The organism is Rheinheimera lutimaris, from assembly GCF_013283795.1.
GTDB classification, from domain to species: Bacteria; Pseudomonadota; Gammaproteobacteria; order Enterobacterales; family Alteromonadaceae; genus Alishewanella; species Alishewanella lutimaris.
The window spans coordinates 33,464-55,482 of record NZ_JABSOD010000014.1; the positions used below are offsets into that span (position 1 = coordinate 33,464).

General features: G+C 49.5%; 22 protein-coding genes. 12 read left to right on the plus strand and 10 right to left on the minus strand.

Annotation, left to right across the window (positions count from 1 at the left end):
* The first annotated feature begins 199 nt into the window (after positions 1-199).
* From HRH59_RS13565 to HRH59_RS13575, 3 genes are read left to right on the plus strand one after another with little or no spacing between them, the layout of a single operon-like run.
* Positions 200-1,588 (plus strand): TackOD1 domain-containing metal-binding protein, encoded by a 1,389-nt coding sequence (locus HRH59_RS13565; RefSeq protein WP_173501816.1) that lies wholly within the window; start codon positions 200-202, stop codon positions 1,586-1,588.
* Positions 1,585-2,913 (plus strand): glycosyltransferase family 2 protein, encoded by a 1,329-nt coding sequence (locus tag HRH59_RS13570; RefSeq protein ID WP_173501817.1) that lies wholly within the window; start codon positions 1,585-1,587, stop codon positions 2,911-2,913. Before HRH59_RS13565 ends, HRH59_RS13570 begins: the two co-directional genes overlap by 4 nt.
* The gene (locus tag HRH59_RS13575) at positions 2,913-3,965 is read left to right on the plus strand and encodes an HlyD family secretion protein (protein ID WP_173501818.1); all 1,053 of its coding nucleotides are present in this window, start codon (positions 2,913-2,915) and stop codon (positions 3,963-3,965) included. Before HRH59_RS13570 ends, HRH59_RS13575 begins: the two co-directional genes overlap by 1 nt.
* A gap of 21 nt (positions 3,966-3,986) precedes the next feature.
* Here the strand turns inward: HRH59_RS13575 and HRH59_RS13580 are convergent, their stop codons facing one another.
* On the minus strand, positions 3,987-4,562 hold the full coding sequence (locus HRH59_RS13580) for a hypothetical protein (protein WP_173501819.1): 576 nt from the start codon (positions 4,560-4,562) through the stop codon (positions 3,987-3,989).
* Positions 4,563-5,970: 1,408 nt separating this feature from the next.
* Here HRH59_RS13580 and HRH59_RS13585 point away from each other — a divergent pair.
* Together HRH59_RS13585 and HRH59_RS13590 are read left to right on the plus strand one after the other, a co-directional pair.
* The gene (locus tag HRH59_RS13585) at positions 5,971-7,611 is read left to right on the plus strand and encodes a hypothetical protein (RefSeq protein ID WP_173501820.1); all 1,641 of its coding nucleotides are present in this window, start codon (positions 5,971-5,973) and stop codon (positions 7,609-7,611) included.
* Positions 7,612-7,651: 40 nt separating this feature from the next.
* Entirely contained in the window at positions 7,652-8,605 is a 954-nt protein-coding gene (locus HRH59_RS13590) for a Fic family protein (protein WP_173501821.1), read from the plus strand.
* Between the two features lie 218 nt (positions 8,606-8,823).
* Here HRH59_RS13590 and mgtE read toward each other — a convergent pair whose 3' ends face one another.
* Complete coding sequence (mgtE, locus tag HRH59_RS13595) at positions 8,824-10,167, minus strand: magnesium transporter (protein ID WP_173501822.1); 1,344 nt, start codon at positions 10,165-10,167, stop codon at positions 8,824-8,826.
* A gap of 162 nt (positions 10,168-10,329) precedes the next feature.
* Here mgtE and HRH59_RS13600 point away from each other — a divergent pair, with 162 nt between their 5' ends.
* The 3 genes from HRH59_RS13600 (at position 10,330) to HRH59_RS13610 (ending at position 13,692) form a co-directional block, all read left to right on the plus strand.
* A complete protein-coding gene (locus HRH59_RS13600) occupies positions 10,330-11,130 on the plus strand; it encodes a DUF432 domain-containing protein (RefSeq protein WP_173501823.1) in 801 nt (266 codons plus the stop codon).
* 12 nt (positions 11,131-11,142) lie between these two features.
* Positions 11,143-11,991 carry a mechanosensitive ion channel family protein gene (locus HRH59_RS13605; protein WP_173501824.1) on the plus strand — a complete coding sequence of 283 codons (849 nt, stop codon included), beginning with the start codon at positions 11,143-11,145 and terminating at the stop codon, positions 11,989-11,991.
* 84 nt (positions 11,992-12,075) lie between these two features.
* Positions 12,076-13,692 carry a BamA/TamA family outer membrane protein gene (locus HRH59_RS13610; RefSeq protein ID WP_173501825.1) on the plus strand — a complete coding sequence of 539 codons (1,617 nt, stop codon included), beginning with the start codon at positions 12,076-12,078 and terminating at the stop codon, positions 13,690-13,692.
* 1 nt (position 13,693) lies between these two features.
* On the opposite strand, the gene mutM is transcribed toward HRH59_RS13610, so the two are convergent.
* The 5 genes from mutM to radC all read right to left on the minus strand — a co-directional run bounded on the left by mutM (position 13,694) and on the right by radC (position 16,322).
* Positions 13,694-14,503 (minus strand): bifunctional DNA-formamidopyrimidine glycosylase/DNA-(apurinic or apyrimidinic site) lyase, encoded by an 810-nt coding sequence (mutM, locus tag HRH59_RS13615; RefSeq protein ID WP_173501826.1) that lies wholly within the window; start codon positions 14,501-14,503, stop codon positions 13,694-13,696.
* 2 nt (positions 14,504-14,505) lie between these two features.
* Positions 14,506-14,988 (minus strand): hypothetical protein, encoded by a 483-nt coding sequence (locus HRH59_RS13620; protein WP_173501827.1) that lies wholly within the window; start codon positions 14,986-14,988, stop codon positions 14,506-14,508.
* Between the two features lie 91 nt (positions 14,989-15,079).
* Complete coding sequence (rpmG, locus tag HRH59_RS13625; protein ID WP_008219722.1) at positions 15,080-15,235, minus strand: 50S ribosomal protein L33; 156 nt, start codon at positions 15,233-15,235, stop codon at positions 15,080-15,082.
* 11 nt (positions 15,236-15,246) lie between these two features.
* Positions 15,247-15,483 carry a 50S ribosomal protein L28 gene (rpmB, locus tag HRH59_RS13630; protein WP_040551802.1) on the minus strand — a complete coding sequence of 79 codons (237 nt, stop codon included), beginning with the start codon at positions 15,481-15,483 and terminating at the stop codon, positions 15,247-15,249.
* Positions 15,484-15,647: 164 nt separating this feature from the next.
* Positions 15,648-16,322: a RadC family protein gene (radC, locus tag HRH59_RS13635; protein ID WP_173501828.1), complete on the minus strand. Its 675-nt coding sequence runs from the start codon at positions 16,320-16,322 to the stop codon at positions 15,648-15,650.
* Between the two features lie 82 nt (positions 16,323-16,404).
* On the opposite strand from radC, the gene coaBC reads away from it, so the two are divergent.
* From coaBC to slmA, 3 genes are all read left to right on the plus strand, one after another.
* A complete protein-coding gene (gene coaBC, locus HRH59_RS13640) occupies positions 16,405-17,616 on the plus strand; it encodes a bifunctional phosphopantothenoylcysteine decarboxylase/phosphopantothenate--cysteine ligase CoaBC (RefSeq protein ID WP_173501829.1) in 1,212 nt (403 codons plus the stop codon).
* A 47-nt stretch (positions 17,617-17,663) separates the two neighbouring features.
* Positions 17,664-18,122, plus strand: a complete 459-nt coding sequence (dut, locus tag HRH59_RS13645; RefSeq protein WP_173501830.1) for a dUTP diphosphatase — start codon at positions 17,664-17,666, stop codon at positions 18,120-18,122.
* Between the two features lie 177 nt (positions 18,123-18,299).
* A complete protein-coding gene (gene slmA / locus HRH59_RS13650) occupies positions 18,300-18,890 on the plus strand; it encodes a nucleoid occlusion factor SlmA (RefSeq protein ID WP_173501831.1) in 591 nt (196 codons plus the stop codon).
* Positions 18,891-19,062: 172 nt separating this feature from the next.
* On the opposite strand, the gene HRH59_RS13655 is transcribed toward slmA, so the two are convergent.
* From HRH59_RS13655 to rph, 3 genes are all read right to left on the minus strand, one after another.
* Entirely contained in the window at positions 19,063-19,434 is a 372-nt protein-coding gene (locus tag HRH59_RS13655; protein ID WP_173501832.1) for a diacylglycerol kinase, read from the minus strand.
* A gap of 185 nt (positions 19,435-19,619) precedes the next feature.
* Positions 19,620-20,267 carry an orotate phosphoribosyltransferase gene (gene pyrE, locus HRH59_RS13660; RefSeq protein WP_173501833.1) on the minus strand — a complete coding sequence of 216 codons (648 nt, stop codon included), beginning with the start codon at positions 20,265-20,267 and terminating at the stop codon, positions 19,620-19,622.
* A 50-nt stretch (positions 20,268-20,317) separates the two neighbouring features.
* Entirely contained in the window at positions 20,318-21,031 is a 714-nt protein-coding gene (rph, locus tag HRH59_RS13665; RefSeq protein WP_092789284.1) for a ribonuclease PH, read from the minus strand.
* Positions 21,032-21,156: 125 nt separating this feature from the next.
* Here rph and HRH59_RS13670 point away from each other — a divergent pair, with 125 nt between their 5' ends.
* Positions 21,157-22,017, plus strand: a complete 861-nt coding sequence (locus HRH59_RS13670) for a YicC/YloC family endoribonuclease (protein ID WP_173501834.1) — start codon at positions 21,157-21,159, stop codon at positions 22,015-22,017.
* Positions 22,018-22,019: the final 2 nt, after the last annotated feature.

A 22,019-nucleotide genomic window follows, 5' to 3' on the forward strand; every position in this document is an offset into this window, starting at 1 on the left:
CTTAAAAAATAATCAAATTGTGTATATAATCGCCGCCCTGATGCAAGGTGTTTCCCTAAATTAGAAATTATTTATTCTAAGTGACGCTTAGCATTCACGTAGTAAACATCCAAACAATTAATACACCTTAATTGTTTGGCCGGCATTGACGCCAGCCAAAGTATTCACCAGGGACAGTTGCAGTAGATCAGGTTGTATCATGTCAGACGTTAGCGCTAAACACAGCACGGTAACACTCCCCCACCCTTATTTCGTTTGGCTGGGCCAACATAGCGCTGAACCCTGGCATCCCTGGTTTGACAATTTTCACTCGGCAGAGGAAGTGATAGCGGCAGCGAAAGCACCGCAAATGATTGTTATTGCCGCACAAGCTGAAGAGCAGGATGCGCTGTTACTCAGTTTACGTCGCGCCGACTTAACCTCGCATTGCCTGATCCTGACACGACACGAAAGTGTCTTGTCACCGTTTTTAGCCAACGGTCTGTGGCAAAGCCAATACAAAGAGCAGTATCAAGCCTACCAGTTGCGTAAGCAACAGCTTAAGCTGGCCTATCAGGACGATACCGCCCATAAACTGCTGGCTTATCTGTGGCTGCACGATGAAGTGTTACAACCCCATGCGGTGCCGGCTAAACCCTGGCTGTACCAATATCCGCTGTTAAAAGCCTGGGGGATAAAGCCGGAAGACAGTTTCAGCTGGCTCAGCGGCTTAAAACAGCAAAGCTGGTTAGACGCCGGTAAGCTGGAAAACCGCGTGCGCTTTTGCCCTTGTTGTCACTCCGGCCACTTAAATTATATTGATGTGTGCCCGCAGTGCCACAGCATAGATACCGAAGCGCAAAGCAGTTTGCATTGTTTCAGCTGCGGCCATGTCGGCGCCCAGGCGTCGTTTCGCAAGCTGTCGACGCTGAGCTGCCCGAACTGCCTGCAGCAGTTACGTCATATTGGTGTCGATTACGACCGGCCGATTGAAAATCAGCACTGCAACAGTTGCGATACCTTGTTTACCGATGCATTAGTACAGGCCGAATGTTTGCATTGCCACAGCAACAGCAACCTGAATGATTTGCAGGTACGTAATGTTTACAGCTATAAGCTGGCGGCAAACGGTCGCAGCCTGCTGCGTCAGGGCAGAAACCACAGCGTGTTTAGCCTGACGCCCGGTGAGCAAATGCCGATGGCACAATTCTATTGGCTGATAGATTGGCAAAACAAACTGGCCAGGCGGCATAAACAAACCCATTGCATTCTGTCGGTGCAATTATTAAATCTCGAGCGCTTTCTTGCTGCAGCCGGCGAAGCCAAAGGCTTTGCACAATTGGATGCCCTGCAAGACAGGTTACGCAATATGATCCGGATCACCGATGCCTGCAGCAACTACAGCCGCGATGGCTTACTGATGTTGCTGCCGCTCACCGGATTGGCACAGATAAAACATGTTTACTCTAAGCTTTTGGATATTCAGCAAAAACAAGAAACTCCGGCACTTGAGCTCAGTGTAAAGGCCATAACACTGCCGGCAGATACCGGCGACAATATTGCCGACTGGCTAACAGACGAGCTGGTTAAAGCCACGCCATTGCTATGAGTGATTTGAATACCCTGGCCTATATCCTGCTGGGTATGTGGCATACGCTGGCAACACACTTATCCCTGTTGGTTTGGCTGCTGCCTTTGGTGCTGCTGTACGAGCTGCCGCTGATGCTGCTGGTGGTAAGCGGCATAGTGCGGTTTTATCATCAGCGCTATATGACGGTACCAAAGCAGTCACTATACCGGCCTAAAGTCAGCTGTATCATTACCTGCTATGCTGAGGGTGAAGCAGTAAAAGCCACCATAGATTCGTTAGCCGAACAAAGCTACGACGGCGAGATAGAGATCATTGCCGTAGTGGACGGCGCCGTACAAAACGCCCTGACCTACAGCGTAGCCAAAGCGGCGGCAGCCGCCTGTAAGCTGCCGAACCGGCGCGTTATTGTACTGCCGAAGTGGCAGCGCGGTGGCCGGGTGTCCACCCTCAATGCCGGGCTAAGTATTGCCAGTGGCGAAATTGTAATGAACGCCGATGCCGACACCTCCTTTGATAACACTATGATAAGCGAAGTGGTGCCCTACTTTGCCGACCCCAATGTACCGGCTTTAGGTGGCGCTTTACGGGTGCGCAATGTACAGGACAGCCTGTTAACCCGGATGCAGGCCATTGAATATTTAATCTCTATGCAGGGCGGTAAAACCGGCCTGAGCCAATGGAACCTGCTGAACAATATCTCCGGCGCCTTTGGTGCTTTTCGCCGTAGTTTCCTGCAGCAAATCGGCGGCTGGGATACCCATACCGCCGAAGATCTCGATTTAACCGTACGCATCAAGCAGTACTTTGGCCGCCACCCCAATATGCGCATTCCGTTTGCCACTCTGGCCATTGGTCATACCGACGCTCCGGCCGATTTAAAAACCCTGGTATTGCAGCGGCTGCGCTGGGACGGTGACTTACTCTTCCTGTACCTACGTAAACACTGGCCGGCCTTTACGCCGCGCCTGCTCGGTAGTGGCACCTTTCTTTTTACTCTGCTGTACGGCGTGGTACAAAATGTGTTAATGCCCTTTGTTATCGTGGCTTACAGCATAGGGCTGGCAATCAGTTATCCGTGGCAAATTTACGCCAGCATCGGCATCGGTGTGTATTTGCTGTATCTGGCGATACTGAGCTTTTTCTATCTGCTGGTGCTTATTGCTATTTCCGAACGGCTAAAGCAAGACCTGCGCCTGCTGCCCTGGCTACCGTTATACCCCTTTTACGCCTTCTTTATGCGGCTGGTATGCTTATTTGCCCTGCTCAATGAAGTGGTACGCCGCTCACATGAAGAAAGCTCAATGGCGCCTTGGTGGGTGCTGAAACGTGGAAGAAAGTTTTAATGAAAATCAGTTATTCATCCAGCGCTAAAACCACGAAACCTGCGGTAGAGCAAGGCCTGAAAGTAGACTACGCTGCAGCGAAGCGCGGTGCTTATAAAGCCCGTTGGTATATGCTGCTGGCGGTGATTATCCTGCCAATGCTGTTTATCCTTTGGTTACTGCTGCGACCACAGTTGTTGGTATTGGCACCCGGCATAGTCACTACTGACCCGCTGGAATTACGCGCGCCTGTCACAGCAAGGTTGTTAAATATCGCCGTAACCGAAGGCCAGCAGCTGCAACCCGGTAGCTTGCTGCTGCAATTGCACAACCCGCAGCTGGATGCACAAATAGCGGAACTGCAAAACCAACTGGCGCAGTTAGCCCAACCGGTAAATACCGCTAACGCTGCAATATTGCAACAACGCGAAGCCGGTATCCGAATTGCGGAACAAGCCGTAGTGCAGCAAAGCGAATATATGGACAGCTACCGGAACTTTAAGCGCTCCGGCTTGGTTTTAACGCATGAAATGGCTGCAGTACAACAAACCCTGACCAACGCAAAACTGGCGTTAGAACAAGCGAAAACTGATGTAATACAGCTGCGCCAACAGCAAGAAGTGGAGCAACTGGCCGGCAGTGTGGCGCAGGCAAGGCGTCAACTTAAGCAAGCGCTGGCACAGCTGCAGGCACAACAGGAACAGCTGCAAATCCGTGCAGTGGCTTCCGGCCATGTAATCGATATTCAGGTAAAACGCGGTGAATTTGTGCAGCAAAACCAGCCGCTGCTGTTGCTGTCTAACCGGCCACAGCCGGTGATCTTTGCTTATCTGGCGCCGAAATATTTGGATTACGCCAAACCAGGCGCTAAAGCCAGTGTTACCTTACCGAACGGCGATAAAGTGCGGGCTGAAGTCACAGAACCCGCTCAGCTGCTCGAGCGCTTACCCGCCAAACTGGCCGGCCCGTTCGACGGCGAGCAGGCAGTACTGAAATTAACCTTAACGCCACAGCAGCCGGTGACCGGAGTAGAGGGTGTACCGGTCGAGGTCAGCTTTGATTATTTGTGGTAAACGGCACTACATTACTACAGCTTAAAACACTAAAGATAATTGCGCCCCCAGCGTAGTGCGGCTAAACCGGCTGTAGTGCGTTCTGTCCTGATAGTCCGGAAACATCGCCGGCTCATAGCCGGTTTGATAGCGTAAGCTGTACCAATTACCGTACAGCTCAAGCCGTAAATTGTCATGCAGCTTAACTTCCAGCCCGGTTTTTGCCATAACATGGCAACAATTGTCATCGGCACTGTTTAACCAGTAAAACAGGCTGTCATTAATATCCAGCCCCGCCTGGATATAGGGGCTGAGCCACCAATCCATACCCACGCGACCATAAATAAACACCGGCCTGACACGGCCATCCGCGTACCCGGCAGGCGTGGCATTTAGCGCAATACGCTGATAGCTAATACCGGCCTGCATATAAAGATCATTGCGCTCAACGCGGCGCAACGCCAGCGATAAACCGGCACTTTCCGCTTTATCGCCTTGCTCGGTAAACAGCGATACTATCTTTTGCTCATTACCACCCCAAGCCGCTGCTTGCAGCGGCAATACCGCCAACGCAGCAACCAACACCAGGCCCGTCGCCACAACATTACCAAACCGCATATCCACACTCTTTGTTTACATTGTTAACATGAAGCGGCGAATAATACCTGAATTCCACCAACCAGCCCAGAGTTAACGCTATAAGCTACAGAAAAGGATAGAGTGATATGCTTGCATACTACATTGCTTTTTCGTCTTGGTTTATTGGATCTCTAATTTTACTCTGCTTGGCTTACTACGTTGTAGGGAAACAAATAAACAACAAATAATTGACATAAAAAAACAATTGAGATAGAGTTGGGACTGCGCGCGTCATGGTAAAAAAATGTATCTTCCATTTTGCTGATAAGGAGAGTTCTGATGAGGCGACTTAGCCGGATTGCTTTGTGTCTTCCGTTATTACTGCTTGATATAGAGCACAGCCCAGACAATACTTCCCATGTACAATTTAGCGAATCGTCTGAGCAGCTTAGCAGCGGCTGGGGCTGGCGATTAGGTTTGAATAATGCAAATGCGGAATGTGGGCCAGGATATGGTGGTGATATGCAAGTATGTCATAGGCCACCTCCCGGCGGTGGCTGGGGATGGCCAGATCCATGCTCTTGGTACTGTGGTGATAACTCTGGCCCCCCTAACAATGAGGGTGGTGGCGGCGGCGGATATACTCCACCACCAACGCCAACACAACCAAATGACTATAGACCTATTAGTTATGAGAGATGTGTAGCTGATGCAGCTAATGATAAGGAGCATTGTATGTTCCTTGCTGGCTCTGTAGCTGTTTTAACATCTGGCTTATGTACTGGTTTTGCATTCCCACCAGCAGTAGCAGCTTGTGTTGCAGTTGCAAGTGTAGGAGGGCTTTGGGAGGGGAGAAATTGTGGCATCAGATATAATGAACACACTTATCACTGTAGCACACTGTTCGCTCTGAATGGTGGTGGATATGGAGGAGGCGGTGGCGGCTGCGGAGCATATGGCTGTACAGCAATTCCCTAATGCCGGTTCTAATTACAATACTATATAGTTTAACTACTTGAATACCCATTCAGAAACAGCGTTTCTGCGTGGGTATGAATGAAACGTAGGAAGCTCGCCCCGAAGAAATACGGCAAGCCACTGATTTTTATGATAATAACCCTGAATCTTCTCTTGGCAACTTAGAGACGATACATATTACCGGAACTAGTTATGGAAAAATCAGCCAAAACAATCATCAAGAAAGGTAAATATATTACCATTTCATTAATTACAGCGATAACTTTCTTAATTAACCTGTCAGAATATTACATACTAGGAACATTCGGAAAGAGCCCCTTATCACTATCTATAGGTTCATTTTCTATTATCGTAGTTTCAGTAAGCAGCATCTTTTACTACTTAGAAAAAACAATTGACTCACTCGAGAATAACAATAAAAAATAATATTCAGAGATACAAACAAAGCCCCTACTAAAAGGCACACATAATGAAAAAAAAATTTGTAATTGGCACTTTTTTTTCTTTATTTTTTATTGTTATAGCCGTACTGCAAAACTCGGATGGCAATACCGCTCACAACAATGATGATACAACACTAACATATAGTAAACCTCAGTATACCGAGTATAGTGCTACAACACTTGCTACTTTACCATCGCAGGTTAACAGGACTAACGCTCCCATCTGTGAGAGTCTCGAGCAATTAAGAAATGAGCTAGCAACAACTCGCGCTCGTATGCTGGAAGCCGAAACTCTATTGTATGACTCACTTGCACAGGCAGACATAAGTATTAAAGGCAAAAATGCGCTTTATAGTGCTGCAGGCTTTCCGGTGAGTAACTTTCGTACCAAACGAGTTGGTTTTGCTCCGAATAACCTTGTCAATTTTGCTTTTAACTCCCAGCCACAGCCTGTAATGCCTCCAGCCAGCTACCAACTGACGTTGGCGCTCGCTAAGTCGAGCAACCTCGACATCATTCAGATGCTGAAAAATGGTAAGCTAACACAAAACTCTACCTTTGATGGCTGGAATATCTTATCCACCATAATGCTACATTCCCAGTTGGATCCATCTACCTTGCAACAAATAGGTAGCGCCGGAATCAAAGTCACACTAACCGATTTGGTTTTTGCCACTCTCACAAAACAAAACGAGTTAGTGCTTGACGCGCTTGCGCAGTCATATCAAGGCGATCTAAACACCCTTTTTCAAGCTAACGGTAAGTTCTATAACTTGGTTACCTTGAGTACAGAAATGTTGCACTACCCTGCGCTTAAACTGTGGAGCAGCCATGGCGTAAGACACAATATCGTGCCTGATTTTTACAGCTCTCTCGACATTCTACCCGTTCCTGTCAACGAACATGAGCAGGCGCAAGCATTAGCCATCCTAGATTTCCTTGTTAAATACGGGGTACAAGCTAATTATCCTCACACCCTTAGCCGGATTCATCAATGGACCAATCGACAATACCAAGACTTGCTGCAACTGTCAGATAGCTTTGAACAATTAACCGGCGATAGCCGTATTCCAAAAGAGCAAGTTCAATTCCTGGAACAAGTGCGACAGACTCAGTCTGTCTACTATGCACTGCTAGACAGGTTAAGCGTCCAGCAACATAACTGTGGCGAGTTCGACATAAGTCTGTATGCTTTGTTCGACGAAGAAGGACATAAAAACATGCAAGATTGGCTGTCATCACTCCCTAGAATGAATAAAATGAGCGAAGAAGAGATTTTTGCATTAACCTTGGCTCTTGATACACAAAAAACTGTCGATGCCGGTGATTATGATAGCGTTGTCGCTTTGCTGGAGAAATACGGCAGCTTGGGTGGTGCCCACCCAGAGTTTGATCAGCTACTGTTTATCAGCATGCTTAGTCACCATGCCGATGTCGATCAACTAGTTCAAATGTCTCAGCTCGCTCAAATTCCGGACAATGCTGTTTTCATGCTAATTGCTCAACAACGAATAGATGAAATTGTCAAACTGATCCCCTATGGTTTAAATGTGGAAATCACGAATAATGTGGGCCAGACTCCGCTACAGTTTGCCAGTGAAATTGGTCTTGATTTTGGCAAAATGATGCAGCTTTCCGAAACTCTTAATTTGGCAACCATCAAGTAGCAGATGCCAAGATGACTACGAAAGCAATGGAATAGATGAGTTGAACAGCTATCTAAAAATGGAATACTTCCACCGCTACCTGGCCGGTGGCCCTGCGCTCCGTCAAGGGCGGAAAATCAATCGTCGCGAGTTCATCATTGCCCGGTCCGGCATTCAAAATGCCACACCTCAGGCTTTGGAAGTTGCTGCTGCAACACACCGCTTTAGCTCTGCAGTTACTTTGCTGACCCAAATCACTCAACTTAATTTGGGGCTATTGAGCACCATCAATAATACTTTAAGAGGGAAACTGGATAGCCCAATACTTCGCAATAAACCTTTGATATTTCATGCCCTGCGGGCAATGAACCATTATCACTGTCCAGTCCCGGAGCAAGCAATTGAGCAAACCATTAAACAATTAAGCAAAGTACAGCCAAATCACAGTACAACCGAACAGATATTGGCGCTGATGGCACACATTACTCTTAACCACCCATTTACCGAAGGTAATGGCCGGACAACTCGCGCTTTGTTTGAAGCCTTAAACCAGAGCTGTTGCCACCACACTATGTTATCGCCTTATCTGTTTGTACTAGCCAGCAACCGTATGGATGACTTTATTGGTTTCCTCCATTCGCATCAAGATGATACCTTTAACAATATTGGCCGGAGATTTATTAATGATTATTCGACATGGAAAGAACACTTTCTGAAGCAAATAACGGCTATCGAGCACACAGCATGTGAGAAAGTGAGTAACAAAATGCTATTTATGCAAACCGGTAATTGGTATCACCCCTTAATGCATCTTTTCTGGCAAAATCCTATTATCAGTGTCAAAACAATACCCGCAAAAGTCTCCGATTATTCCGTAACCAAACACGGACTGGATATCCTACTAAACCGCCAAGTCATCTCCATTAACACCTTCCAGAATGAACTCTGCTTTGTTGCTAATGATATCCTTGCTGCTCATGAGTACGTAGAAGCAGCTTTGTTTGCCTCTGCTTGAACCGTGCATAATCTGGTAACAATGACAAACGATTTTATGTTGTAACTTTGGCAACAACCAGAAACAGCATTTTTCCTGCCTATCTCAGTCCGATTGCCACCCGTACCACTATATTGTTAATTTACTTTAAGTCTCCTTTGTTTACATAGTAAACACAAAGCGGCGGATAATACCTAAGACTGACGCGCCGGCGCAATTAAAAGGCTTAACACCCGGTGCTACAACGCCAAATACCAGCTGGCGATAGAGAAATACAATACCACCCCGGCCACGTCGGCTATTGAAGTAATCAATGGGCCGCTAGCGGTGGCGGGGTCGAGTTTAAAGCGGCTGAGCAAAAACGGCAGTGATAAACCAATTAAGCTGCCGGCTAATACCACCAGCATCATGGTAAGGGCCACGACTACGGCAATATCATAGCCACCGCGCCACCAGCCTAAGCCCACTACGGCAGCAGCCATGGTTAGACCCAGTAAGCCGGCGACCAGACATTCTTTACCGAGCAAATAGCCCCAATCACGCAGTTTAATGTCGCCGGTAGCCAGTGCCCGCACCATAAGCGTGCCCGATTGAGCACCGGCATTGCCGCTGCTGCCGATTAACAGCGGCAAAAAGAATAACAATGCGATATGGTTAGAAATAATGCCTTCAAAATAGGCGATACCGGCGCCGGAGAAAATATTACCGAACACCAAAATAACCAGCCAAAACACCCGTTTGCGATACAACAAGGCGATGCCGGCGTCTTTAACACTGGTTTCCAGCTTACCGATGGTAGCGGTTTTGTGAAAATCCTCTGTGGCTTCTGCCGCAGCGACGTCCATCGCATCGTCGTAGGTAACAATGCCGACCATCTGATGTTCACTGTTTACAATTGGCAGCGCGAGTAAGTCGTACTTGGCAATCAGTGCTGCCACTTCTTCCTGTGGCATATCGACAACAGCATAGATAGGGTCGTGGTTAATCAACTCTTCCAGCGCCATCTGCAGCGGTGCCAGAATAAGATCACGCAACGACACCACACCGATAAGCTTGCGCGCAGCATCTACCACATAAGCAGAATAAATGGTTTCCTTATCCGGCGCTTCACGGCGCAAAGAATCCAGCGCCTGGGTCACTGTCAGCTCGGCCGCAAGGATGGCATAGTCTGAGGTCATAATGGCACCGGCGGTACCTTCTTTGTACGACGTCAGCCGTAATAAATCTTCGCGCTCGGCCTGGGCCAGCGCCGGCAGCAGGGTTTCGCGCTGCTCATCATCCAGCCGGTTAAATAAATCAGCCCGTTCATCAGATGACATCTGGCGGATAATAGGCGCCAGCTTGCGCCGGCTGATACTGATAGATAAGTTAACCTGATCTTCTGCCGGTAAATAGCCGAATACTTCGGCTTGTTCAGCACGCGGAAATACCGTCAGCAAGGTCCATAAATCGTTCGGTGCAAACTCCACCAGCGCACTGGCCAAGTCAGCCGGGTGCACATCATCCAGTTGTTCACGCAGCTGCGGCACAGTACCGGATTCGAGCGCACTGCGAAGCGTGGCGATTAGCGCTGGCAATTCCATAGCAGTGTCACCCTCCGCAGTTGTGAATTAACATATTGCTGAATAAGCAAAAATTGGCGCTATTTTATAAAGCCTTGCTGTGAATCTCAACTGAATATCACCTTGGGCGCAGACCGTGCTTCTTGTTAAGATAGCGGCATCAAGCATAATAGGTGTGATCAGATGCCAAACACGCACAACAATCCTTGCTCCTGGTGGCAGCCACAAGAACTTGCCATCGATGCCTGCAGGCACTACCGGCTGGGCCCGCTGAATATCTATTTACAGCGCCAACGCCAGCAATGGTTGCTGGCTCACGAATACAGTACAGAAGACATGCAACAGGCGCCGTGCCATACCGACATCAGCGTGATCCCGCTGCACCTGACCAGCCAGCGCTATTTAATCAGCCTAAGTCCCGCCAACTATCAGCTGTTGCCCCGCCTGATGGACAGACCGGTCGTGGTCAAAACCATACAACCGGTTAATCTGCCACCGAACGAGCAGACTACGCTGTATATCAGCTCGCCGGTATCATTAAGTGTGATGCTTACTCAGCCTGACATGTTACTACAAAACATAGCGGTTCAGCGTTTATCTGACACCTGGTTTGGCCCGTCTACCCAGATAGGTGAGCTGTGCTATGCCGATAAAACCCATGCCCGTCATGCTAAAGCAGAGTTATCACTGCGACCGCACCGGGCTGTGACACCGGTAACGGTGCATAACCGCTCAACTCAGATGTTGTCGATAGACAAACTCAGTATCCCTGTACCTTTTCTCGCATTATACGCTTTACCTGACGGTAGCCTTTGGACAGATCCGGTGACGCTCAGCCATGAAGGCTTGCAGGCATTAGCGCACTTCCGCACCGGCAAACTATCAGCAGCTGAGGCTCAGGGCGCAACCCTGCTGTCAGAGCCTGTACAAAAACCAGAGAAGCACAGCCTGGTGCGCGCTTTTACCGATATCTTCAGTGATTAACCCGGAGGATCTATGACAGAGTCATTACTACAGTGGCTGCAAAGCGAACATATCGGCCATATCATTAAGGCCTCTATCCTGCTGCTGGCAGGTTTTATCTGTGCCAGTATGGCATCACGCGCCGTCACCCGGTTTTTCAGTAAAAACTTCTCCCAGCATCATATTGTATTGTTTAAACGGCTGCTGTATTGGCTGATTGTTGCGTTGTTTGTCGCGTCGGCCCTGAAACAGCTTGGCTTTTCTCTAAGTGTACTATTGGGTGCGGCCGGTGTGTTGTCGGTAGCGCTGGGTTTTGCATCACAAACCTCAGCATCAAACCTTATAAGCGGTTTATTTTTGATTGGCGAGCAGCCGTTTAAACTGGGCGATACGATAAAGGTGGGCAATACCACGGGGGAGGTGCTGTCGATTGATTTGCTGTCGGTGAAGCTACGTACTTTTGACAACCTGTTTGTCCGCATTCCAAACGAAACCCTGATTAAAAGCGAAGTAACAAACCTGACCCGCTTTCCGATCCGCCGTTTTGATCTGTTACTGGGCGTCGCATACAAAGAGCAGATCGCCACAGTGCGTAAAATATTACTGGATGTTGCTGATAAAAACCCACTTTGTCTGGACGAGCCCAACCCGATGTTTTTATTTCTGGGTTTTGGTGATTCAGCGCTGAACATCCAGTTTTCTGTCTGGAGCAAACGGGAGAATTTTCGCGATTTGCGCAACAGCCTGCAGGAAGAGGTCAAACTGGCGTTCGATAAAGCCGACGTAGAAATACCCTTTCCGCAGCGCACGGTACACTTTAACCAGATAAATAATTCACTGCTGCAGACTCAGGTTAACGAGGGCGCAGCCGACAAAACTTAAGCTAAATATCTGACACCTAACAAGGTTAATGTTACCTTAAGGTAAGTACACTACTCTCGACTGATACCTTCAATGGAGTGAATCATGAAACTAACCGTCAGCTCCGCCCTGCTGCTGCTCTCTGCCGGATATGTCCGGGCAGAGTGTCAGGCCGTGGCTGATAATCAGTTTCTGGTCAACGAGTCTGACGTCACCATACATAGCGTCACTTACAGCCCCAATAATGTATTTGACGTGACCGACAAAGATTCTTTCTGGTTGCATGAGTTCGCTAACTATACCCATACCGTTACCCGCGAGTCTGTGCTGGCAGATGATTTACTGTTTCAGGCGGGCGATAAACTGCATCTGGACGATTTAGCTGAAACAGAACGTTTACTTCGCAGCCGGCGCTACCTGCGCGAAGCTGAGGTACGCATCAGCCATTATTGCGCTGACAGCAACAGCGTTATTGTTAATGTTGCCACCTGGGATAACTGGTCGTTGCTGCCCACACTGGACTTTTCCAGTGAAGGCGGACGCAGCAAAAGTGCTATCGGCTTTGAAGAAGATAACCTGCTTGGCACCGGTAACCGCCTGAATCTGGAATATAAACATGAAAGTGAGCGCACCGGGTTAGGTTTTATGTTCTTCTCGCCAAATATGTTTGGCAGCTTCTGGAACAGTGCACTGGGCTACAGCAAAAACAGTGACGGCAACAACTATCAGCTCAGTATAAACCGGCCATTTTACCGCTTAGCGTCTCCGTGGGCATTAGGCTTTGAAATTAACCGCGTGTCAGAAGATATTATTGAATATGATGCCGGCGACGAATATAACCGGTACCAGCGCCAGCATAATCATGCCAAAGCCGAATTTGGTTATAAGCTGAATTTCAGCAGTAATAATATCCACCGTTTAAAAGCTGCATTCGAACTGGATAACTTCAAGTTCTATGAAATCAGCGACACTTTATTCGGCGCACCGGAGAACCGCAATTTAACCGGCTACTGGCTGGAGTATGAGTTTGTTCAGGCAGATTACAAAAAACTATTTAATATCCAATCATTTAACCGCACAGAAGATTTTAACTTTGGTTGGCAGCTCAATGCCCGGCTGGGACAGCACAGCAAAGCACTTGGTGCGGATGTCAATGCGATATTCTGGCAGCTTAGTGCAGCAAAAAACTGGCAACTGGCAAATGATCTTTGGTTGCTCTCTGACGTCAGCTGGACACAACGCGAGTTTGAACAAACCCAGTATTTATTCAGCACGCATTGGCAATTGGTGAAGCAGCTCGGTGATTACAGCAGCCTGGTCGGTAAGCTGGCGCTGGATAAAGGCGAAAACCTGTTTCGTGATGAGCCGCTGTATATCGGCGGCGATGATCAGCTTCGCGCTTATCCGGAGTATTTTCGCGGTGGCGAAGCCCGCACAGTTGTCACGGCGGAATATCGCCATTTTACCGACTGGTCACTGTGGCAGCTGCTGGATGTCGCTTTTGCCGGTTATCTGGATGCCGGCAAAATCTGGCAAACCGATGAGCAGGACGCCAATACGTCCTCCGGGGGAACCCTGGTTGGCTTAGGGGCCGGTGTACGCTTGCTGTCAAATCACTCCAGCCGCGGTACGATGCTCCATATGGACATCACTAAAGCACTCACTGACAACGACAATCTGAACTCTGTTGAATTCCGGGTTACTGCCACTAAGACCTTCTGAGTTACTGCTGACAACTGGCACAGAATACGGTGCTGCGCTGCCCCAGACGGATTTCCGTCAGGTTTTTACTACAACTGACACAAGGCTGGCCACCACGACCATACACCAGTAACTGCTGGGCAAAATAGCCGGGCTTACCATCGGCCTGGCTGAAATCTTTTAACGTGGTACCACCTTGTTTAATGGCTGCAGCCAAGGTGTCTTTAATCACCGGCAGCAGTTTTGCTAACTGCTGCGGGGTTACTGCTTTGGCGGGTTTAGACGGCAAAATACCGGCTTTAAACAGCGCTTCGTTGGCATAGATATTCCCCACCCCCACCACGACGTGGTTATCCATCAGCACCAGTTTTACCGCGCTACCGCGTTTGGCAAAAGCGGCTGTTAAATGCGCAAGGTTAAAATTATCACTCAGTGGCTCCGGGCCTAAACTGGCCAGTAACGGGTGCACTTCACCTTTTTGCTGCCACAACACCGCACCAAAACGGCGGGTATCGTTTAATCTAAGTGCCATACCACTGGCTAACACTAAATCAATATGGTCATGTTTGGTTGCCGGCGTACCAGAAGGGATAACCTTTAAATGGCCGGACATCCCCAGGTGCAGAATAATATCGCCCCGTGGCAGCTGAATAAGCAAATACTTAGCGCGGCGGGTAACGGATAATACCGGCTGGTTGGTTTGCGCTAATACCTCATCCGGTACCCACCAACGTAACTGACGCTGGCGTGCAATCACCTTAACTAACTGCTGATTTTCCAGGTATGGGCTAATGCCCTGGCGCGACACTTCAACTTCAGGTAATTCAGGCACGGTTACTCCGCCGTATCAATTAAAAACAATTGTGCGGCCTGCGATGCCGTTAACTGATAAAACTGGCTTTGCCCGGCCTGCTGTAATAAAAACCGGCCATCATGGCTGCCAGAGGCCGGATACAATAACCAAATCAGCGGCGCATTTTGCCCCACCAACTGCACACTGGCCTGGGCTACCGGCACACGGCTTTTATCCGCTGCTACTGTAACCGGTGTCAGTAAGCTGTGTTGCCAGGCAAGTGCCAGCTGTGCTGCGTCTACCGGTTTTTGCAGCGCTGGCTGCAACTGCCATTGTGGCCCTGCTTTAATTAAGCGTTGGTTAGCAAAGGCGACCATCAGCAGCTCAGTATCAAGCGGGATCAGCCGATGCTCCGGCGTATTTAATTGCTGCAATCGCTGCGGTATGCCGTACAGAGCAAACATCAGGATCAACACCGCGAAAATAAGCACGTTATTCCAGTTACGACGGGACAGTTTTATCATGATAATACCTGTCAGTAAGATGACGCGGCATAGTAACTCAGGCAGGCTTTAAAAAGCAAAAACCCGGCGTTGGCCGGGTTTCTGTGTTCGATTACTTGATTTTCGCTTCTTTGAAAATCACATGCTTGCGCACTTTAGGATCGAACTTTTTGATTTCCATCTTTTCTGGCATGGTGCGCTTGTTCTTCGTAGTTGTATAGAAGAAACCAGTGCCTGCAGAAGAGACTAAACGGATTTTATCGCGCATTTTTTATTTCCTTACACCTTGTGACCGTTAGCACGCACTTCGGCTAATACCGCATCGATACCTTTCTTATCGATGATGCGCATACCACGGGTAGAAGTACGTAATGTAACAAAACGGTTTTCACTTTCAACCCAGAAACGGTGAGTTTGCAGGTTAGGCAGGAAACGGCGCTTAGTAGCATTGTTGGCGTGTGAACGACGGTTACCCACCATCGGACCTTTACCAGTTACTTGGCACACTCTAGACATGTCAATAGTTCTCCAAAATTACATCAGCTCGAGCTGTCATCACCCTTCCGGCCAAGAAGGTTGCCCCAAAACAAGAGGGCGCAATTTATACACGAATAAGCCGCCTTATTCAAGCGAAATCTTTCGCCCGCGCGCAGAGATCCGGCAAGGATCCCTGCAGATCTTCACAGCCAGCCACGCTCAGCAAAGGAGATCACATCAGCATCGCCCACTATAAAGTGATCCAATACCTTGATATCTACCAACATTAGCGCCTGAACTAAGCGTTCAGTAATCGCTTTGTCCGCCCGGCTGGGCTCGGCCACGCCGGATGGATGATTGTGCGCCAGAATAACAGCGGCGGCATTATGCGCTAAAGCCTGCTGAACTACAATACGCGGATACACCGGCGACGCATCTATCGTGCCGGAAAACAGCGGTTCGGCTTTAATCAGCCGGTGCTGGCTGTCTAAATACAGCAGTAAAAATACCTCGCGCTGTTCACCACTGATAGCATGTTGCAAATAACGCTTTACGGTACCGGGATCGTTAAAAACAGTATCGCGTTGTATCTGCTGCTGTAAATAGCGTTTACTCAGCTCCAGCACCGCCTGTAACTGCACAAACTTAGCCTCGCCCAAGCCTTTGGCCGAACAAAAATCAGCCTGGCTGGCACCAAGCAGACGCCGTAACGAACCAAACTGATTTAATAATTGCCTTGCCAGTGTTACTGCATCTGTGCCGGCAATACCGGTGCGCAGAAAAATCGCCAGCAGCTCGGCGTCTGACAGCGCCATCGCGCCTCTGTCGAGCAGTTTTTCCCGTGGCCGCTCCGTGGCGGGCCAGTGACGAATACTCATGCAATCACTCCCTGAATTGATGCTGAATTTGTGTTTCCATGCTATCTTAGCGCCAGTTTTTTCCACTTCCGGTGGCTCTGTTATGCAGCAAACGCTTGCCAATAAACGTATTTTACTGGGTATCAGCGGCGGTATTGCCGCCTATAAAAGTGCAGACTTAGTGCGCCGCTTAAAAGAGCGTGGCGCCGATGTGCGGGTTATTTTAACCGACGCCGCCCAGCACTTTATTACGCCACTAACGTTACAGGCCCTATCCGGCAACCCGGTAAGTACCAGTTTGCTCGACCCGGCCGCCGAAGCTGCCATGGGCCATATCGAACTGGCCAAATGGGCCGACATCATCTTAATTGCCCCGGCCAGTGCCGACGTTATCGCCCGCATGGCGCATGGTTTAGCCAACGACTTACTCACTACTTGTGTGTTAGCCACGGCTGCCCCGGTTGCGGTGGCGCCGGCAATGAACCAACAGATGTATAAAAACATAGCCACTTCGCAGAATTTAGCCACACTTACAGCACATAATTTTTACATTTACGGCCCGGGAGTTGGTGATCAGGCCTGTGGTGATACCGGTGCAGGCCGCATGCTTGAGCCATTACAGCTGGTTAGCGCGCTAGAAGAACATTTTTCAGCTGAACAGCAACTTAATAACATTAAAATTACAATCACTGCCGGCCCCACCCGTGAAGCCATCGACCCCGTGCGTTATATCTCTAACCACAGCTCGGGCAAAATGGGCTTTGCTTTAGCCGCTGCCGCTGTAGCTATGGGTGCCGACGTTACGCTGATCAGCGGCCCGGTGCAGTTAGCCACGCCCATTGGCGTAAAGCGTATTGATGTGACCACAGCACAGCAGATGCACGACGCTGCATTGGCACAAGCGACACAGAGCGATATTTTTATTGGTTGCGCGGCCGTAGCCGATTATCGCGTAGCAGAGGTTGCCGGCGAGAAAATGAAGAAGAAAGCCGACAGCGCTCTTGAGCTGAAGCTGGTGCAAAACCCGGATATTATCGCCAGCGTAGCGGCCCTTACTGCAAAGCGGCCATTCACCGTGGGTTTTGCCGCTGAAACGCAAAACCTGCTGCAGTACGCCAAAGATAAGCTGGCTCGCAAAAAACTGGACTTAATTTGTGCGAATGACGTATCCGGCACAGCCCTGGGTTTTAACAGTGATCATAATGCTGTCACCCTGGTGTGGCAGCATGGCGAGCAAGCATTAGCGCCGCAGCCTAAAGCTGAGTTAGCCAAAGCCATATTGCAGCATATTTATGCTCAATTTTCTGCCAACTGATTATCGTCAACATACTAATTGTCATTAAAATAAGAGTTAAGCCGTAAATGAAAAAAGCCATTGATTTAAAAATCCTTGACCCGCGTATTGGTACAGAGTTTCCGCTACCGGCGTATGCCACACCGGGCTCTGCCGGCTTAGACCTGCGTGCTTGCTTAGATAGCACGCTAAACCTGGCGCCGGGTGAAACTACCTTAATTCCAACCGGTTTATCGATTTTTATCGGCGACGCTAATTTGTGCGCCACCATCCTGCCCCGTTCCGGCCTGGGCCATAAGCACGGCATAGTGCTGGGTAACCTGGTGGGCTTAATTGACTCGGATTATCAGGGGCCGTTAATGGTATCGATGTGGAACCGTGGCAGTGACAGCTTTACCATTGAGCCGGGCGACCGCATTGCCCAACTGGTTTTTATGCCGGTAGTGCAGGCCGAATTTAATATTGTTGACAGCTTTGAGCAGACAGCGCGAGGCGAAGGTGGTTTCGGCCATTCCGGCAAAGCATAATTAGTATAAAGCACCGTTTTACCTGGCGCCGAAGGCCGGTGTACTTATGCAGCAGCGGCATGGATGCCGCGGAGCCTGAGAGGGCACAGGGATGTGATCCTTGAAGGCGGCGAAATAAGTATTTCCGGCTGCAGGCGCCTGCACCAGACTCTAAGTTACTTTTTTACAGGACACGCAATGCCGGCACCACGCAGTACAAACCGCAAAGAAGATATTCTGCAAGCCCTAGCCGCTATGCTGCAAAGCAATAACGGCCAGCGTATTACCACGGCCGCACTGGCAGAAAAAGTCGGTGTTTCTGAGGCTGCGCTGTACCGGCATTTTCCCAGCAAAGCGCGGATGTTTGAAGGCTTAATCGAGTTTATTGAAGACACGCTGTTATCGCGCATTAACGTAATACTGGACGAGCATAAAGACACGGCCAGCCGCACTGAGCTGATTCTGCAGCTGATATTGGTGTTTGCCGAGCGCAACCCGGGCATTTGCCGCATACTTACCGGTGATGCACTGCAGGGCGAGCAGGAACGCTTACAAGAGCGGGTAGCGCAGTTGTTTGAAAAGCTGGAAACCCAGTTAAAGCAATGTCTGCGCGAGCGTAAGCTACGTGAGGGTAAAGGCTTTAATATTGACGAAGGCGAGCTGGCTAACCTGCTGTTGGCCACGGTAGAGGGTAAACTCAGTCAGTTTGTCCGCTCGGGTTTCACCCGTTTGCCAACCCAGCACTGGGCTAATCAGTGGGGATTACTGCAACAGACACTGTTTGGTTAAGCGACGCCGGGTCAGATGATAACGTCAGGGATTAGGCAATGCTTTCTTCGCCGGCTTCAAGGATCACATCCCTGTGCCCTCTCAGCCTGCGCGGCATCCATGCCGCTGCTACGAAAGCATGCCTAATCCCTTCCTTAATTAACATTGCAAGAATTGGTCGGTCAGCAAAAAGCTAAACGAAGCGCTCATAAAGTGCAGCGCCCCATACCAGCGCCACTATTACTAAACTGACAAACACCGCCGCCGAACCCATATCTTTGGCACGGCCCGACAGCTCATGCCGCTCCAGGCCTACCCTGTCAGTAAGCGATTCAATAGCAGAGTTAAGCAACTCTACCACCAGCACTAAACACCATACACTTACCAAAAGCGCAAACTGGCTGACAGAATTCGCCAGCCAGGCCGCTAACGGCACAGAAATAACAGCAAGGGTAGTTTCCTGACGAAAGGCTGATTCAAACTTCCAACTGGCAGCAAAGCCCTGCATTGAGCATTTTGCGGCTTTAATAATGCGGCCTAAACCGACACCGTTTGGCTTTAACATTTTTGCTGTCCTTCATTGCTGTTGTGTATCGAGCTAAGGCCGAAGCATCAGGTACAGGGTCAGGTGTGCTTTCGGAACAGCGGCAAGGATGCCGAGCAGGCTGAGAGGGCACAGGGATGTGATCCTTGAAGCCGGTGCAGAAAGCATTTCCTGACACTGTACCCTAATCTGCAGCCCAGTTGTCCTTACGCGTTGACCCCATACTGCGCCCGATACGCTTTCACGGCTTCCAGATGCTGCGCCATTTCCGGCTTATCGGCTAAATAGCTGATTAAATCCGGCAGGCTGATAATAGAGATGACCTTAGTATTAAAATCACGCTCCACTTCCTGAATCGCCGACAGCTCACCCTGGCCGCGCTCTTGCCGGTCCAGTGCAATCAGTACACCGGTAAGCTCAGCGCCCTGTGCCTGAATTAACTGCATCGATTCGCGAATCGCCGTGCCGGCGGTAATGACATCGTCCACCAGCATAATGCGACCCTTTAGCGGCGAGCCAACTAAATTGCCGCCCTCGCCATGGGTTTTTGCTTCTTTGCGGTTAAAGCAGTACGGCACATCACGGTTATAATGATCCGCCAATGCTACCGCTGTAGTAGTAGCAATAGGAATACCCTTATACGCCGGGCCAAACAGCACATCAAATTCAAGGCCACTGTCTTGCAACGCTGCAGCATAAAAACGGCCCAGCTTGGCTAAATCGCCGCCGCTGTTAAACAAGCCGGCATTAAAAAAGTACGGGCTGGTACGGCCGGATTTCAGCGTAAAACTGCCAAACTTAAGTACCTGGCGCGACAGCGCAAACTCAATAAAATCAATTTGAAATTGTTTCATAGCCTGATCTTTACCTTCAAAGATTATTACCTCAGAACCTTAAATCAGCCTTAAGCCAGCACGCGCTTTTGCTCGTCGATAATTTCACGGATGGCATGCTTGCCTAAATCCATCATCTGCTGCATTTCTTCAAAGCTAAACGGCGCTTCTTCGGCCGTGCCCTGAATTTCAATCACTTTGCCGGTTTCGGTCATGACGATATTCATATCGGTTTCAGCGTTTGAATCTTCGGCATAATCTAAATCGGCCACCGCCGTACCTTTATAAATACCTACCGATACCGCGGCTACCATAAAATTCAGCGGATTGGTTTTAATAATACCTTTAGCACGCATATGGTTAAGTGCATCAACTAAGGCCACACAAGCACCGGTAATAGAGGCAGTGCGGGTGCCGCCATCGGCCTGAATTACATCACAGTCGATAGTAATGGTATTTTCGCCCAACAGTTTTAAATCTACTGCCGTGCGCAGCGCACGGCCAATCAGGCGCTGAATTTCCATCGTGCGGCCACCTTGCTTACCGCGTGCCGCTTCGCGGTCATTACGGGTATGGGTAGCGCGTGGCAGCATGCCGTATTCGGCAGTGATCCAGCCCTTGCCCTGGCCTTTCATAAAACGCGGCACACCTTCAATTACGCTGGCGGTACAAATTACCTTGGTATTACCAAATTCAACCAATACTGAGCCTTCAGCATGAGCGGTAAATTGACGGGTAAAAGTAAGGGGACGGATCTGACTGGCGGTTCTGCCACTTGGACGCATAGCTGCACTCCTGAAATTAACAATGGCGGTTATTATAGGGGCTAACGTTACTCAGAGCCATCAATTCGCCAAATTCGATTGCCCTGCGGTATACTCTGGTTTTATTTGTCGCCAGAGAGCCTTTTATGATCCACAGCATGACCGCCTTCGCCCGCCACGAAACCAAAGCCAGCTGGGGCACCGCCCAGTGGGAGATCCGCTCGGTAAACCAGCGTTACCTGGAATCCTACTTTCGCTTGCCGGAGCAGTTTCGCGGCTTAGAAAGCCTGCTGCGCGACAAACTGCGCAACGCCCTGCAGCGCGGCAAAATTGAAGTAAACCTGCGCTACCACGCCAACCAGGCCGCCGGCGAACTAACCTTAAATGAAGTATTCGCCGAGCAACTGCTGCAAAAAGCCCAACAGTTACTGCAAAAAGCGCCGCAAGCGCAATTAAATATTGCCGACATACTGCGCTGGCCAGGCGTAATGGAAACACCAACTGAAGACTTAGACGCGCTGCAAGGCGAACTATTGACAGGTTTTGACGCTGCCCTACAAGATTTCTTAGCCGGCCGCGGCCGCGAAGGTGACGCCATTGAAGGTATGATCCAACAGCGCTTAACCGCCATTGGCGAGCAAGTGGCCTTTGTGCGCACGCACCTGCCGCAAGCCATGCAATGGCAGCGCGATCGCATTGTAAATCGCTTAAACGAAATTAAAGCCGATATTGAACAAGGCCGTTTGGAGCAGGAAATGGCGTTTTTAGCCTCAAAATCTGACGTCGCCGAAGAGCTCGACCGGCTTGATGCCCACATCAAAGAAACCCGCCACACGCTGAAAAAAGGCGGCGCCTGCGGAAGGCGTCTCGATTTTATGATGCAGGAGTTTAACCGCGAAGCCAACACGCTGTCGTCCAAAGCCATCAGCACTGAAATTACTAATGCCGCGGTAGAGCTTAAAGTATTAATCGAGCAGATGCGCGAGCAGATCCAAAACGTGGAATAAAC